Here is a 14,497-nt window from a genome sequence, read left to right on the forward strand (position 1 = left end):
CTTGTGGGGGCGAATTCATTCGCTAAGCAGGCCGCAGGCCTGCCCGATGGACCGTTGGGGGACACTGCGTATCCCTTAGCGAATGAATTCGCCCCCACGAAGAGCAGGCAGCACGCGCAGAGGAATCAGCGCCGCACAGGCCGCTTCTGCAATTTGCGTTGCAAGGTGCGGCGATGCATGCCCAGTGCACGCGCCGTGGCCGAGATATTGCCATCGTGCTCGGCGAGCACGCGCTGGATGTGCTCCCACTGCAGGCGGTCCACCGACATGGGGTTGTCCGGCACCAGGCTGTCCAGGTCGGCATGCTCGGAGAGCAGCGCAGTCAGCACATCGTCGGCATCCGCCGGCTTGCACAGGTAGTTGGTGGCGCCGCGCTTGATCGCCTCGACAGCCGTGGCGATGCTGGAGTACCCGGTGAGGATCACCACACGCATCTCGGCGTCGAGCTCCAGCAGCTTGGGCAACAGCACAAGCCCAGAGTCGCCGTCCATCTTCAGGTCCAGCACGGCGTAGTCCGGCAGGTCCTCCTTGGCCATCAGCAGGCCTTCCTCGGCCGAACCGGCGACCGACACACGCAGCCCGCGGCGGCTCATCGCACGCGCCATGACACGGGTGAAGGTGGCGTCATCGTCCACGAGCAGCAAGTGCGGGTGCTCTTCGCCTTCGATCAGGGGTTCGTCAGTCATCTCGCTTCCTCGTCAAGGCACTCAGGCGACCCCGTAAGCACGCGGCAAGCGCAGCTCGGTCAGGGTACCGCCCTCCTCATGGTTATAGAGTTTAACCGTGCCGCCGGCACGGGTGACGCTGGCCTGGCTGAGAAACAGCCCCAGTCCGAAGCCCTTGCCCTTTGTGGTGAAGAAGGGCCGACCCAGCTGTTCGGCGATGGCCAGGGGCACACCCGCGCCATGGTCGCGGATGCTCAGCACCATCCATTGGTGATCCCAGTTGAGGCGAATGTCCAGCTTCTCCGGGCAGGCGTCGGCCGCGTTGTTCAACAAATTCAGCAAGGCCTGGGTCAGATCCGCCGGAGGTTTCAGCCTGGGCGCTACGCCTGTGCCCAGACTCTGGAAGCGATACGTTGCCTCGGGGCGCATCAGGTGCCAGCGGTTGAGGGCCGTCTCCAGCCACTCCACCACCGATTGCTCCACCACTGCCTGACGACGATCCGCCTCGGCGGCACGCACCAGGTGCTGCAAGGTGTCCTTGCAGAGCATGACCTGCTCTTGCAGCAGCGCCAAGTCGTCCTGCAAGCCCGGTTTGTCACGGTACTCCTGGCGCAACTCTTTGAGCAGCACGCTCATGGTGGCCAGCGGCGTGCCCAGTTCGTGGGCAGCGCCCGCTGCCTGGGTCGCCACTGCCAGCAGTTGCTGGTCACGCATGCTTTCTTCACGACGCACCGCTTGCAACTGGTCCTGCCGACGCAGTTCCTCGGCCATCCGCGCGACGAAGAAGGTGATCAACGCCGCTGCCAGCGCAAAACTCAGCCACATGCCATAGATCAACAGCGACTCGCGCTGCCCCGTGGGCATTTCCAACGGGTGGAACAGCATCAGCAGCAGCGTGTAGGCGGCCAATGCCAGACCGGCCAGCGTAATGGTGTAGAGCCAGGGCAAGGTGGCCGCGGCGATGGTCAGCGGCACCAGGTAATAGGACACGAAGGGGTTGGTAGACCCTCCTGAGTAATAAAGCAGCACGCTGTGGATGATCAGGTCGCACCCCAACTGCACTGAATACTCCAACTCGGTCACCGGCCAGGGGCCGCGCAGGCGCAACGCTGTGCCCAGGCAGAGCACCAGCGACACACCCAGCGTCAGGCTCAGGGCGAGCCAGGACAGTTGCAGCAGTTGAGCCTTGTAGGCGAGGCCGACCGAGCCAGCCTGGGCGGCAAGGACGAGGATGCGGATCAGCGTCAGACGCAGGAGGTTCTGACGGCTGGCAGACAAGAGTTGTACGGGTTCTAGCATGGGTACTCCCAAAGTTGGCCGGAGTATAACCAAGGCTCGCCCCGCCCCGCCTGACTGCGGCAACTCGCCGCAGCGAACAAACTGAGGCTTGCACGAACCCTGTGAGGGCGAATTCATTGGCCAAGCGGGCCGAAGGTCTGCCGTTGGAATCAGCGAGAGAAGCTGCATGTCCCTTCGCGAAGGAGTTCGCCCCTACAAAGCCCTGGCCTTTCTGGAACATTCGTCCAGATTACGGGTCAATTGCGCCAGTTAACCCGAATGGGCGGCTACCCTCGTCCAATACGGAGAATCACCACGCAACCCGCGCAACAACAGTCCCACAAGGAGTCTTCATGACCGCATATCCCCGCCTCGCCGCCGCCCTCGCCCTCTGCGCCGCCAGCCTTGGCAGCGTCAATGCACAGGCCAGCGATGAACTCCACTACAACCAGGTGGCGGTGCGCGCTGAAGTCAGCCAGGAAGTCGCCCACGACCTGATGCACGTCACGCTCTACAGCGAGTCGCAGAACACTGACCCGGCCAAGCTCGCCGAAGAAACCACCCGCGCCCTCAATGCGGCCGTCGAAAAAGCCCGCCAAGCCAAGGGCGTGACTGTGAGCCTCGGTAGCCGCAGCAGTTTCCCGGTCTACGACGACAAGGGACAGAAGATCACCGCCTGGCGCGAACGCGCCGAATTGCGGCTGGAAAGCGCCGACTTCGCCGCCCTGTCGCAACTCAGCGCCGACCTGCTGGGCAGCCTGAAAATGGCCGGAATGAACTTCAGCATCGCCGAGAAGACCCGCAAGCAACATGAAGACGCACTGATCAAGCAGGCGGTCGATGCCTTCAAGGCACGTGCCCAACTGGCCACCGATGCCCTGGGCGGCAAGGGTTACAAGCTGGTCAACCTGAACCTCAACAGCGCCGGCTTCCAACCGCAGCCAATCATGATGCGTGGCATGGCGGCCAAGGCAGCGATGTATGCAGATAGCGGCGCGAGCCCGGAGATCGAGGCCGGTACCAGCCGCGTCGTCGTCAGTGCTGATGGCACCATCGAGGTGCAACAACCTTGATTGCGATCGGGGGTCTGCCGACGCCCCACCTCCTGTGCCGGCTCGAACTTGCAGAAATGCGACAAGCCCTTACAGCTTTATTCCGCCAACTACACTCTTTCCCGGCTGGCTATTGCGCCAGGCATATGCCGTGCATAGCTTCTCGCAAGGCCCCCACAAGGGGCCCCTCTAGATGACAAACACAACAAACATGAGGTCAACATGCGTAAAAACGCCGTCATCCAGGCACTCCTGGCCGCTGGGCTGATCGCCAGCGCCCCCTTCGCCAGTGCCGCCAGCAACCTGGTGTTCTGCTCCGAAGGCAGCCCTGCAGGCTTCGACCCGGGCCAATACACCACCGGCACCGATTTCGATGCCTCGGCGGAAACCATCTTCAACCGCCTGACCCAGTTCGAGCGTGGCGGTACCGCGGTTATCCCCGGCCTGGCGGAAAAATGGGACGTCTCTCCTGACGGCCTGACCTACACCTTCCACCTGCGCAAGGGCGTGAAGTTCCACACCACCGAGTACTTCAAGCCGAGTCGCGAGTTCAACGCCGACGACGTGCTGTTCACCTTCCAGCGCATGCTCGACAAGGAGCATCCGTTCCGTAAGGCCTACCCCACCGAATTCCCCTACTTCACCGACATGGGCATGGACGCCAACATCGCCAAGGTGGAGAAGGTTGACGCCCAGACCGTCAAGTTCACCCTGAACGGCGTCGATGCCGCCTTCATCCAGAACCTGGCGATGAGTTTCGCCTCCATCCAGTCGGCCGAGTACGCCGACCAGTTGCTGAAGGCCGGCAAGGCCGCCGACATCAACCAGAAACCTGTCGGCACCGGTCCGTTCGTATTCAAGCGCTACCAGAAGGACGCGCAGATCCGTTTCACCGGCAACAAGGACTACTGGCAGCCGCAGGACGTGAAGATCGACAACCTGATCTTCGCCATCAACACCGACGCCTCGGTGCGTATGCAGAAGCTCAAGGCCGGCGAATGCCAGGTCACCCTTTTCCCGCGTCCCGCCGACCTGGAGTCGCTGAAGAAAGACCCGAACCTGAATATGCCGTCGCAGCCCGGCTTCAACCTTGGCTACATCGCCTATAACGTCACCCACAAGCCGTTCGACAAGCTTGAAGTACGTGAAGCGCTGGACATGGCGGTGAACAAGAAAGCCATCATCGATGCCGTCTACCAGGGCGCGGGCCAGCTGGCCGTGAATGGTATGCCGCCGACCCAATGGTCCTACGACGAGACCATCAAGGGCACCGAGTACAACCCGGAGAAAGCCAAGGAGCTACTGAAGGCTGCCGGTGTTGCCGAAGGCACCGAAATCACCCTCTGGGCCATGCCCGTTCAGCGCCCCTACAACCCCAACGCCAAGTTGATGGCCGAGATGCTCCAGTCCGACTGGGCCAAGGTCGGCATCAAGGCCAAGATCGTGACCTACGAGTGGGGCGAGTACATCAAGCGCTCGAAGGCGGGTGAACATGATGCCATGCTGATTGGCTGGAGCGGCGATAACGGCGACCCGGACAACTGGCTGGGCACCCTGTACGGCTGCGACGCGATCAACGGCAACAACTTCTCCAAGTGGTGCGATGCCAGCTACGACAAGCTGGTCAAGCAGGCCAAGGCCACGCCTGACCAGGCCAAACGCATCGACCTGTACAAGCAGGCCCAGCAGATCCTCAAGCAACAAGTGCCGATCACCCCGATCGCTCACTCCACTGTCTACCAACCGATGCGCAAGAACGTGCAGGACTTCAAGATCAGCCCGTTCGCGCTCAACTCCTTCTATGGTGTGAGCGTCGGCAAGTAAGCCGGCCTGGCGGGGCCTCCGGGCCCCGCTCTCCTCAGCGAAGGAAATTCCATGCGTCGAAGTCTGCTTTCGCTCGCCCTGAGTCTTCCCCTGTACGCCACCGCCAGCCAATCCTTGGTGGTCTGCACCGAGGCCAGCCCGGAAGGCTTTGACATCGTCCAATACACCGCCGCCACCACCGCCGATGCCTCGGCCGAAACAGTCTTCGACCGTCTGGTGAGATTCGCCCCCGGCACCACCCGGCTACAGCCGGGTCTGGCGGAGAGTTGGAGCATCAGCCAGGCCGGACTGGTCTACGAGTTCCAGCTGCGGCGTGGCGTGAAATTCCATGAAACGGCCGGATTCAAGCCGACCCGAGCCTTCAATGCAGACGACGTGCTCTGGAGTTTTCAGCGCCAACTCGACGACGCTCACCCCTGGCACAAGTTATCCCCACGTGGCTTCCCCTATGCTGAATCCATGGCCCTTGGGCAGTTGATCGAGCGCATCGACAAGCTTGACGATTACCGCGTGCGCTTCACCCTGACCCACCCCGAGGCGCCCTTTCTGGCCAACCTGGCCATGGGCTTCGCCTCCATCTATTCCGCCGAGTACGCCGGGCAGTTGCTGGCGGCCGGCACACCGGACCTGCTCAATCGCCAACCGGTGGGCACCGGCCCGTTCATCTTCGAGCGCTACCGCAAGGACGCGCAGATCCGCTTCCGCGCCAACCCCGACTACTGGGCCGGCGCGCCCAAAGTCGACCGTCTGCTGTTCGCCATCACGCCTGACCCGAATGTGCGCCTGCAGCAACTCAAGGCCGGGGCCTGCCAGGTGGCGGTCTACCCGCGTCCGACCGACATCGCTTCGCTGCGCGACGACCCAAGGCTGAGCATTCTTGAACTCGACTCGCTGCTCACCGCTTACGTCGGCATCAATACCCGCCATGCGCCCTTGGACGATGTCCGCGTGCGCCAGGCAATCAACCTCGCCTTCGACAAGAAAGCCTACTTGCGTGCGCAGTACGGCGAAGGCAATGCCAGCGCCGCAGTCGCGCCCTACCCGGCCACGCTGCTGGGCTACAACGACAAACTGGAACCCTGGCCCCATGACCCCGAGCGGGCGCGCGAGCTGCTGGCCGAGGCGGGCCATCCGGACGGCTTCAAGCTTTCCATCTGGACGCGTCCAGGCGGCGGCCCGACCAACCCGAATCCTGGCATCGGCGCGCAAATGCTGCAGGCCGACCTCGCCGCCATTGGTATCAAGGCCGACATTCGTGTCTATGAATGGGGAGAGCTGATCAAGCGCGCGAAGAACGGCGAACACGATCTGATATTCATGGGCTGGGCGGGCGACAACGGCGACCCGGACAACTTCCTCACGCCCAACCTCTCCTGCGCGGCGGCCAAGTCAGGCGAGAACCAGGCGGGCTGGTGCAATGCGGCCTTTGATGGCCTGATCCAGCAGGCGCGGGCTGTGAACGACCCCACAAAGCGTGCCGAACTCTACCGTCAGGCGCTGGCGATCTTCCACGAGCAGGCGCCATGGATCCCCCTCGCCCACCCGAAGCAATTCAGCGTGGTGCGCAAGGGTGTCGAGGGTTTCGTGCTCAATCCGCTGGGGTCGAACAACTTCTCGCGGGTGTGGATCAAGCCGTAGCGGCATGCCTGCCACCCGGAGGAGCGGAGGGACGCCGAGTTCTTGCTCGCGAACCGGACCCTTTCGCGAGCAAGCTTGCTCCTGCAAGAGATGCAGTCACTTGCAACACTTAACGCGGACAGAGCCAATTCATTCGCAAAGCAGGCCGGAGGCCTGCTGGTCAGACATTGAGCCCAAACGGATCGTCGATGGAGTGGCTGGGCTGGGTAAACCAGCGCGGACCTTCAGCGGTCATGTAGAAGTGATCCTCCAGGCGAATGCCGAACTCGCCTGGCACGCAGATCATCGGCTCGTTGCTGAAGCACATACCCTCGGCCAGTGGTGTCCCGTCGCCACGCACCAGGTAAGGCCCCTCATGGATATCCAGGCCGATGCCATGACCGGTGCGGTGCGGCAGGCCCGGCAGTTGGTACTCCGGCCCCAGGCCTGCAGCCTCCAGGCAGCGACGTGCTGCGGCATCCACCACCTGGCAAGGCGCACCGAGGCGCGCCGCCTCGAACGCCGCCTGCTGCGCCGCCTTCTCGGTATTCCAGAAGGAGCGCTGGCGCTCGCTCGGCGTACCGAATACATAGCTACGAGTGATATCCGACTGGTAGCCATGGAGCTGGCAGCCCGTGTCGATCAGCACCATGTCGCCATCCTTGAGCACCTGGGCATGCTTCACACCGTGGGGGAAGGCGCTCGCCTCGCCGAACAGCACGATGCAGAAGGTCGAACCCGGCGCTCCCACCTTGCGATGGGCCTGGTGGATGAACTCGGCCACCTCCAGGGTGCTGATGCCTTCACGCAGGATGCTGGCAGCCGCCTTGTGCACTTCCAGCGTCATGTCCTTGGCCTGCTGCATCAGGGCAAGTTCAGTGGCTGACTTGTGGAAGCGGCAAGGATCGATGACCGCGGCGGCATCGATGAAGTCATAGCCCTGGGCCAGGCGGCGAATGCCGTCGAACATGAAGAACGCCATCGACGGGCACAGGCCCACGACCGGCGGCGCAACAGGGTCGGCCTCCACACCGAGGCCCTGGAGGATGTCCAGCAGTAAGCGGTAGGGGCTCTCATGCTCCTGCCAGCTGTGGATAACCCCCTCGACCTCGCGAAAATCACGGATGGTGCCTTCCTCGAAGGCCGGTGCGATGTACGCCAGCGCGCCCTTGGCAGGCAGTATCGCCCCGACCATCCGCTCGCTCGGGCTCCACTTCACCCCGGTGAAGTAGCGCAGGTTGCTGCCGGCGTTAAGGTAGATCGCCGCAACGCCACGCTCGCACATCAGCGCCTGGGCCTTGGCGATACGCGCCTGGTATTCGCCAAGACCAATAGGTTCGGCACGCGCGGTCATGTTCGCCAGGCGTGCCAGTGCCTGCTCGGGGGTACTGCCGCCCACTCCCAGTGCCATGTTGTTCTCCTCTTCTTGGTCCGGTGACGTTATCGTCCGCGAAATTTAAGTGCAGCTTAAATACACGTCAAAGTAAATTTTCAGCCCCACTTAATTTCAGGAACGCGACAAACCTTTCCCAAAAAGCGCCGGCCGGTATACTGGCCACCTCACAAGAAGAGCCATGCCCATGACCGTAGATCGCATCGGCGAGCGCCTGCGCCGCTATCGCCGAGCCGCCAACAAGACCCTCAACGAAGTGGCCGCCGAATCCGGCCTCACGGCCAGCTTCCTGTCCCAGGCGGAGCGCAATCTGACGGGCGTCTCGATCACCTCCCTGGCGAATATCGCCAAGTCCCTCGGTATTCCTCTCAACGCACTGTTCGACCAGCCCAGCCAGCACCAGCCCGACTCGCACCACGGCCAGCGCGTGCGCTACACCATCGGTGGCCAGCCGCTGGCCTATGAGCGCCTGTCGAGCAACTTCCCCGGCAACCTGATCAACGCGGTGAAGATGAGCATGCCGGTGGGCTACCAATCGGAACTCATTTCCCACGAGGGGGCGGAATTCGCCTTTGTCCTGTCCGGGCAGATCACCTACACCATCGAAGGCCGCAGCTATCCGCTGGGGGCCGGCGATTCGGTGCACTTCGACGCCGGCAAACCACATTGCCTGGCCAATGTCGGTGACGAAGTGGCCGAGGTCCTCACCGTCACCACAATGGGCTTGTTCGACGACCGTCCCACCGCCTGACTGCCTAGCGACTGGAAGTAAGCGCCACTGAATTTAAGTTGACCTTAATTTCAGCATGACTTAAGTTCGGCCACGGCCGGCGAATGCGAAACCACCCCGCGCATGCCGCCGTCACCGACCGCCCGGGACCGCCAGAATGTGACCCCGGCATGCGATTGTCAGGCAGCGTGCGCGGCCCACAAGGCCGCCGAAGTGCCGCCCTCAAAACAACAACAACGAGGTTTGCATGCGTCAGAACTACCAAACCCAGAGTGTGCTCTCCAGCAGCCGGATCCCCGGCACCGGCTCCGACGCGCCCTCGCCCCTCGTTCAATACCCGGCGCGACCTGAACGCTAGGCATTCGAACCCGGCAGGCCGCCGCCTGCATCCTCCAACCGGCGCCAGACCGGACGAGGCCTATCTCACCTGCCCAGAACAGCCGCCCGAAGCCGGGAAAACGCCTTCACCCATGCGACCTAAACTGCAGGGAACGGCCGGCCGCGCTGGCCGGCATGAACAAGAAATGAGGAGTGACTCGCCAAGATGCTCAGTTTCATTGCACGCCGACTGGGGTTATTGATCCCCACCTTCTTCGGCGTCACCCTGCTGACCTTCGCCCTGATTCGCCTGATCCCCGGCGACCCGGTCGAAGTGATGATGGGTGAACGTCGGGTCGACCCGGAAATGCACGCCCAGGCCATGGAGCGCCTCGGTCTCAACAAGCCGCTGCCGGAACAGTACCTGGACTATGTCGGCAAGCTGGCCCAAGGCGACCTGGGCGAATCCCTGCGCACCCGCGAAGGCGTCTGGCACGAGTTCCTCACCCTGTTCCCCGCCACTCTGGAGCTCTCCATCGCGGCCCTGATATTCGCCGGCACGCTGGGCCTGCTGGCCGGGGTGATCGCCGCACTCAAGCGCGGCTCGTTGTTCGACCACGGAGTGATGGGCATCTCGCTGGCGGGCTACTCCATGCCGATTTTCTGGTGGGGCCTCCTGCTGATCATGTTCTTCTCGGTGTGGTTGGGCTGGACGCCGGTCTCCGGGCGCATCGACCTGCTTTATGACATCGAGCCGGTCACCGGCTTCATGCTCATCGACACCCTGCTCAGCGAAGAAGAAGGCGCCTTCGTCGACGCCCTGCGCCACCTGATCCTGCCCGCCATCGTTCTCGGCACCATCCCGCTGGCGGTGATCGCGCGCATGACCCGCTCGGCCATGCTCGAAGTGTTGCGCGAGGACTATGTGCGCACCGCCCGTGCCAAGGGCCTGTCGCCGGCTCGCGTGGTCTTCGTCCACGGCCTGCGCAATGCGCTGATTCCAGTACTCACCGTGTTCGGCCTGCAGGTGGGCACCCTGCTCGCCGGCGCGGTGCTGACCGAAACCATCTTCTCCTGGCCCGGCATCGGCAAATGGCTGATCGAGGCCATTGGCGCGCGGGACTACCCGGTGGTGCAGAACGGCATCCTGCTGATCGCCTGCCTGGTGATCCTGGTCAACTTCGTCGTGGACGTCCTCTACGGCTTCGTCAACCCGCGCATCCGCCATCAACGCTGAGGAGACCTGACGTGACCAATCTGCAGCAGACCCAGGTCGACCCGAGCATCCTTTACCCCTCGCCACTGAAGGAGTTCTGGAAGGCCTTTTCCCATAACAAGGGCGCCGTCGGCGGCCTCGTGTTCATGATCCTCGTGGTTTTCTGTGCGCTGTTCGCACCCTGGGTGGCGCCCCATGATCCGAGCGAGCAGTTCCGCGACTTCCTGCTGGCGCCTCCCGCCTGGCTGGAAGGCGGCCAGATCCAGTTCATCCTCGGCACCGACGAACTGGGTCGCGACCTGCTCTCGCGCCTGATCCACGGCGCGCGCCTGTCGCTGCTGATCGGCCTGAGCTCGGTGGTGATGTCGCTGATCCCCGGCATCCTCTTGGGCCTGGTCGCGGGTTTCTTCCCACGCCTGCTGGGGCCCTCGATCATGCGCCTGATGGACATCATGCTGGCCCTGCCCTCGCTGCTGCTGGCGGTCGCCATCGTCGCGATCCTCGGCCCAGGCCTGATCAACACCGTGATCGCCATCGCAGTCGTCTCCCTGCCCAGCTACGTGCGCCTGACCCGTGCCGCCGTGATGGGCGAGCAGAACCGCGACTACGTTACCGCCTCGCGCCTGGCCGGCGCCGGCCTGCCGCGCCTGATGTTCGTCACCGTGCTGCCCAACTGCATGGCGCCGCTGATCGTCCAGGCCACGCTGAGCTTCTCCTCTGCCATCCTCGACGCCGCCGCCCTGGGCTTCCTCGGCCTCGGCGTACAGCCACCGACTCCTGAGTGGGGCACGATGCTCGCCTCTGCGCGTGACTACATCGAACGCGCCTGGTGGGTGGTGTCGCTGCCCGGCCTGACCATTCTGCTCAGCGTGCTGGCGATCAACTTGATGGGCGACGGCCTGCGCGACGCGCTGGACCCGAAACTCAAAAACGCGGCGTGAGGAAGACCGACATGAAAACATCCGCCCCGCGCCGCCCCCCTGTGGGAGCGAGCTTGCTCGCGAATGACCGCAAGCGCTTCGCCAGCAAGCTGGCTCCTACGGCGCTCCGTTCGGACCTTGCGCATTGCCAGGAGACCGTCGTATGAGCCTCCTCGACATCAAGAACCTCAGCGTGCGTTTCGGCGACGCCAATGCCGTACCCGTGGTCGACGGCCTCGACCTGTCTGTGGATAAAGGCGAAGTCCTGGCCATCGTCGGCGAGTCCGGGTCCGGTAAGTCCGTGACCATGATGGCGCTGATGGGCCTGATCGACGCCCCCGGCATCGTCACTGCCGACAGCCTGCACTTCGACGGCCACGACATGCTCAAGCTCAAGGGCCGGCAGCGTCGGCACATTGTCGGCAAGGACCTGGCCATGGTCTTCCAGGACCCCATGACCGCCCTCAATCCCAGCTACACCGTGGGTTTCCAGATCGAAGAAGTCCTGCACCAGCACCTCGGCCTGAAAGGCAAGGCTGCGCGCCAACGCGCCCTGGAACTGCTCGAGCGGGTGGAAATCCCGGGGGCCTCCAGCCGCCTCGACGCCTATCCGCACCAGCTCTCCGGAGGCATGAGCCAGCGCGTGGCCATTGCCATGGCCATCGCCGCCGAACCCAAGCTGCTGATCGCCGACGAACCGACCACCGCGCTCGATGTGACCATCCAGGCGCAGATCATGGACCTGCTGCTGGACCTGCAGCGTGATCAGGGCATGGCCCTGGTGCTGATCACCCACGACCTGGCCGTGGTCGCCGAGACTGCCGACCGCGTCTGCGTGATGTACGCAGGGCAGGCCGTCGAGATCGGCGAGGTGCCGCGCCTGTTCGACACCCCGACGCACCCCTATACCGAAGCCCTGCTCAAGGCAATTCCCGAGCACAGCCTCGGCGCCCGCCGGCTGTCCACCCTGCCCGGCATCGTCCCCGGTCGCTACGACCGGCCCCACGGTTGCCTGCTCTCGCCGCGATGCCCCTACGGCCAGGCCAACTGCGTCGCCCAGCGGCCGACCCTGGACGCCCACGCCCATGGTGCTGTGCGCTGCTTCTACCCCCTGAACCTGATCGAGGTGGCGCGATGAGTGCCGTATTGACCGCCCGCGAACTGACCCGCCACTACGAAATCTCCCGTGGCCTGTTCAAACCTACCGCGTTGGTGCGCGCCCTGAATGGCGTGTCCTTCGAACTGGAAGCCGGCAAGACCCTCGCCGTGGTCGGCGAGTCGGGCTGTGGCAAGTCCACACTGGCCCGCGCCCTGACGCTGATTGAGGAGCCCTCCTCCGGTTCGCTGCAGATTGCCGGGCGCGAAGTGGCCGGCGCCAGCAAGGAAGACCGCAAGCAACTGCGCCGCGACGTGCAGATGGTGTTCCAGAACCCTTATGCCTCGCTCAACCCGCGGCAGAAGATCGGCGACCAGCTCGCTGAGCCGCTGCTGATCAACACCCCGCTGTCGCGCACCGAGCGCCGCGAGCAGGTGCAAGCGATGATGCAGCAGGTGGGCCTGCGCCCCGAGCATTACCAGCGCTACCCACACATGTTCTCCGGTGGCCAGCGCCAGCGCATCGCCCTGGCCCGCGCCATGATGCTCAACCCCAAGGTGCTAGTGGCGGACGAGCCGACCTCGGCCCTCGACGTGTCCATCCAGGCCCAGGTGCTGAACTTGTTCATGGACCTGCAGGAGCGCTTCAACACCGGCTATGTGTTCATCTCCCACAACCTCGCGGTGGTACGCCACGTCGCCAACGATGTACTGGTGATGTACCTCGGCCGCCCGGTGGAAATGGGCCCCAACGAGCTGATCTACAGCCGCCCGCTGCACCCCTACACCAAGGCACTGCTGTCGGCGACGCCGACCATCCACCCCGATCCGCTGAAGCCGAAGATCAAGATCGTCGGTGAACTGCCCAACCCGCTCGACCCGCCATCCGGCTGCGCCTTCCACAAGCGCTGCCCCTACGCGACCGAGCGCTGCAGGGTGGAAGTGCCTGAACTGCGCCTGCTCGATGCCCGCCAGGTGGCCTGCCACCATGCGGAGACTATTAACGGCTAGCACTGCATCGGGGCGGCCCGCCCTTCTGTGGGGGCGAATTCGCCAAGGACCGCAAAGCGGCCCCCTTTTGCATCGTAGGGCAGGCCGTTGGCCGGCTTCGCGAATGAATTCGCCCCCACAATGAAAAGCGCCCCAGCCATCAGATTTCCTGCAACAGCGCCAACCGCACCCCGAATCCCACCAGCACTCCGCCGAACAGCCACTGCTGCACCCGCTGCACCAGCGGCCGTCGCCCCAGCCAGCGGCCCAGCCCGGCGCCCGCCAGGGCATAGCCCGCGTCGAACACCATCCCCACCGCCACCAGCACCATACCCAGCAGGGCAAACTGCAGCCCCAGTGGCCCGGCCTCGGGGCTGACGAACTGCGGCAGCAGCACCGAACAGAACACCAGCGCCTTGGGATTCAGCAGATTGGTCAACAGGCCCCGACGCAGCGCCGTCCAGTAGGCTCGCGACGGCCGTTGCTCGCCCGCCACCACCAGGGCCGATGTCTCCGCCTGGAGCAACCGCAGCCCCAGCCAGAGCAGATAGCCCGCACCGACCAGCCGCACCAGGTCGAAGGTCCAGGGGGCGGTCTTGAACAGCACCGCCAGGCCAAGCCCTGCCAGCGCCACGTGGCAGCTGCGCGCCAGGGCCAGCCCCAGCGCCGTGGCCAGCGCCATCGCGCGGCCCTGGCGGGCACCGGTTTGCAACAGAAGGATCATGTCCGGCCCGGGTAGCAGGTAGACCACCGCCAGGGCGATAAGGAAACCGGCCATTCTTGCGCTCCAGAACAGTGTGTGGAGGAAAAATTCTAGGCCCGAAGGCCGAGGCAGGTGCTTGCGTATTCGCTCGATAGCTCCATGATTTCTGGCATTTCCTGCCAACAGAAAAAACCAGACAGGCCATCTATGCCAAAAATAAAACTCGACGCCCTGGATCACAGGATTCTCTCCGCGCTGCAGCGCGACGGTCGCCTGAGCAACGTGCAGCTGGCCGACGAGATCGGCCTCTCCGCCTCACCTTGCCTGCGCCGGGTGCGTCTGCTGGAAGAAGCAGGAGTCATACGCGGCTACCACGCCAGCCTCGACCGCGACGAAGTCGGCCTGGGTCTCACCGTATTCGTCGGCATCAAGGTGGAGCGGCATCACCAGGAAGAGGCAGATGCCTTCCGCGAAGCGGTGACCCGCCTGGAAGAAGTCATCTCCGTGCATCTGGTTTCAGGCGAGTCGGACTTCCTGCTGCAAGTGGTGGTGCCAGACCTGCGGGCTTATGAGCGTTTCCTCACCGGCACCCTGCTCAAGCTCCCTGGTGTCAGCGACATCCGCAGCAACTTCGCGATCCAGACCGTCAAGGCACCGGGCCCGTTGCCGTTGAATCATTTGCCGAAGTAACCCACT

Annotated in this window: 13 protein-coding genes; 9 read left to right on the plus strand and 4 right to left on the minus strand. The window is 63.9% G+C overall.

All coding sequences use genetic code 11. The features are described 5' to 3' along the window. Positions 1-125: 125 nt before the first annotated feature. Together J7302_RS08965 and J7302_RS08970 are read right to left on the minus strand one after the other, a co-directional pair. Positions 126-686 carry a response regulator transcription factor gene (locus J7302_RS08965; protein ID WP_215372904.1) on the minus strand — a complete coding sequence of 187 codons (561 nt, stop codon included), beginning with the start codon at positions 684-686 and terminating at the stop codon, positions 126-128. A gap of 21 nt (positions 687-707) precedes the next feature. Continuing rightward, positions 708-1,964: an ATP-binding protein gene (locus J7302_RS08970; protein ID WP_215372905.1), complete on the minus strand. Its 1,257-nt coding sequence runs from the start codon at positions 1,962-1,964 to the stop codon at positions 708-710. Between the two features lie 332 nt (positions 1,965-2,296). On the opposite strand from J7302_RS08970, the gene J7302_RS08975 reads away from it, so the two are divergent. The 3 genes from J7302_RS08975 to J7302_RS08985 all read left to right on the plus strand — a co-directional run bounded on the left by J7302_RS08975 (position 2,297) and on the right by J7302_RS08985 (position 6,457). Beyond that, complete coding sequence (locus tag J7302_RS08975; RefSeq protein ID WP_215372906.1) at positions 2,297-3,016, plus strand: SIMPL domain-containing protein; 720 nt, start codon at positions 2,297-2,299, stop codon at positions 3,014-3,016. A 201-nt stretch (positions 3,017-3,217) separates the two neighbouring features. Then, positions 3,218-4,819: an ABC transporter substrate-binding protein gene (locus J7302_RS08980; protein WP_215372907.1), complete on the plus strand. Its 1,602-nt coding sequence runs from the start codon at positions 3,218-3,220 to the stop codon at positions 4,817-4,819. A gap of 51 nt (positions 4,820-4,870) precedes the next feature. Next, the gene (locus J7302_RS08985) at positions 4,871-6,457 is read left to right on the plus strand and encodes an ABC transporter substrate-binding protein (protein WP_215372908.1); all 1,587 of its coding nucleotides are present in this window, start codon (positions 4,871-4,873) and stop codon (positions 6,455-6,457) included. Between the two features lie 160 nt (positions 6,458-6,617). Here J7302_RS08985 and J7302_RS08990 read toward each other — a convergent pair whose 3' ends face one another. After that, the gene (locus J7302_RS08990; RefSeq protein WP_215372909.1) at positions 6,618-7,847 is read right to left on the minus strand and encodes a M24 family metallopeptidase; all 1,230 of its coding nucleotides are present in this window, start codon (positions 7,845-7,847) and stop codon (positions 6,618-6,620) included. 169 nt (positions 7,848-8,016) lie between these two features. On the opposite strand from J7302_RS08990, the gene J7302_RS08995 reads away from it, so the two are divergent. From J7302_RS08995 to J7302_RS09015, 5 genes are all read left to right on the plus strand, one after another. Beyond that, complete coding sequence (locus J7302_RS08995) at positions 8,017-8,580, plus strand: cupin domain-containing protein (protein WP_215372910.1); 564 nt, start codon at positions 8,017-8,019, stop codon at positions 8,578-8,580. Between the two features lie 523 nt (positions 8,581-9,103). Continuing rightward, entirely contained in the window at positions 9,104-10,114 is a 1,011-nt protein-coding gene (locus J7302_RS09000) for an ABC transporter permease subunit (RefSeq protein WP_215372911.1), read from the plus strand. Positions 10,115-10,125: 11 nt separating this feature from the next. After that, positions 10,126-11,034 (plus strand): ABC transporter permease subunit, encoded by a 909-nt coding sequence (locus tag J7302_RS09005; RefSeq protein ID WP_215372912.1) that lies wholly within the window; start codon positions 10,126-10,128, stop codon positions 11,032-11,034. A gap of 142 nt (positions 11,035-11,176) precedes the next feature. Next, complete coding sequence (locus tag J7302_RS09010; protein ID WP_215372913.1) at positions 11,177-12,151, plus strand: ABC transporter ATP-binding protein; 975 nt, start codon at positions 11,177-11,179, stop codon at positions 12,149-12,151. Continuing rightward, a complete protein-coding gene (locus J7302_RS09015; protein ID WP_215372914.1) occupies positions 12,148-13,119 on the plus strand; it encodes a peptide ABC transporter ATP-binding protein in 972 nt (323 codons plus the stop codon). Before J7302_RS09010 ends, J7302_RS09015 begins: the two co-directional genes overlap by 4 nt. A 139-nt stretch (positions 13,120-13,258) precedes the next feature. Here J7302_RS09015 and J7302_RS09020 read toward each other — a convergent pair whose 3' ends face one another. Continuing rightward, the gene (locus J7302_RS09020) at positions 13,259-13,876 is read right to left on the minus strand and encodes a LysE family translocator (RefSeq protein WP_215372915.1); all 618 of its coding nucleotides are present in this window, start codon (positions 13,874-13,876) and stop codon (positions 13,259-13,261) included. A gap of 141 nt (positions 13,877-14,017) precedes the next feature. On the opposite strand from J7302_RS09020, the gene J7302_RS09025 reads away from it, so the two are divergent. Beyond that, positions 14,018-14,491, plus strand: coding sequence for an Lrp/AsnC family transcriptional regulator (locus J7302_RS09025; protein ID WP_215373025.1), 474 nt, complete (start codon positions 14,018-14,020; stop codon positions 14,489-14,491). The last annotated feature ends 6 nt before the right edge of the window (positions 14,492-14,497 follow it).

The sequence above is a fragment of the Metapseudomonas boanensis genome (genome assembly GCF_018704125.1).
Classification (GTDB): domain Bacteria; phylum Pseudomonadota; class Gammaproteobacteria; order Pseudomonadales; family Pseudomonadaceae; genus Metapseudomonas; species Metapseudomonas boanensis.

Bases quoted from the DNA above. Each gene is read 5' to 3' on its own strand.
- J7302_RS08965 (WP_215372904.1), bottom strand. From the start codon at position 686: ATGACTGACGAACCCCTGATCGAAGGCGAAGAGCACCCGCACTTGCTG.
- J7302_RS08970 (WP_215372905.1), bottom strand. From the start codon at position 1,964: ATGCTAGAACCCGTACAACTCTTGTCTGCCAGCCGTCAGAACCTCCTG.
- J7302_RS08975 (WP_215372906.1), top strand. From the start codon at position 2,297: ATGACCGCATATCCCCGCCTCGCCGCCGCCCTCGCCCTCTGCGCCGCC.
- J7302_RS08980 (WP_215372907.1), top strand. From the start codon at position 3,218: ATGCGTAAAAACGCCGTCATCCAGGCACTCCTGGCCGCTGGGCTGATC.
- J7302_RS08985 (WP_215372908.1), top strand. From the start codon at position 4,871: ATGCGTCGAAGTCTGCTTTCGCTCGCCCTGAGTCTTCCCCTGTACGCC.
- J7302_RS08990 (WP_215372909.1), bottom strand. From the start codon at position 7,847: ATGGCACTGGGAGTGGGCGGCAGTACCCCCGAGCAGGCACTGGCACGC.
- J7302_RS08995 (WP_215372910.1), top strand. From the start codon at position 8,017: ATGACCGTAGATCGCATCGGCGAGCGCCTGCGCCGCTATCGCCGAGCC.
- J7302_RS09000 (WP_215372911.1), top strand. From the start codon at position 9,104: ATGCTCAGTTTCATTGCACGCCGACTGGGGTTATTGATCCCCACCTTC.
- J7302_RS09010 (WP_215372913.1), top strand. From the start codon at position 11,177: ATGAGCCTCCTCGACATCAAGAACCTCAGCGTGCGTTTCGGCGACGCC.
- J7302_RS09015 (WP_215372914.1), top strand. From the start codon at position 12,148: ATGAGTGCCGTATTGACCGCCCGCGAACTGACCCGCCACTACGAAATC.
- J7302_RS09020 (WP_215372915.1), bottom strand. From the start codon at position 13,876: ATGGCCGGTTTCCTTATCGCCCTGGCGGTGGTCTACCTGCTACCCGGG.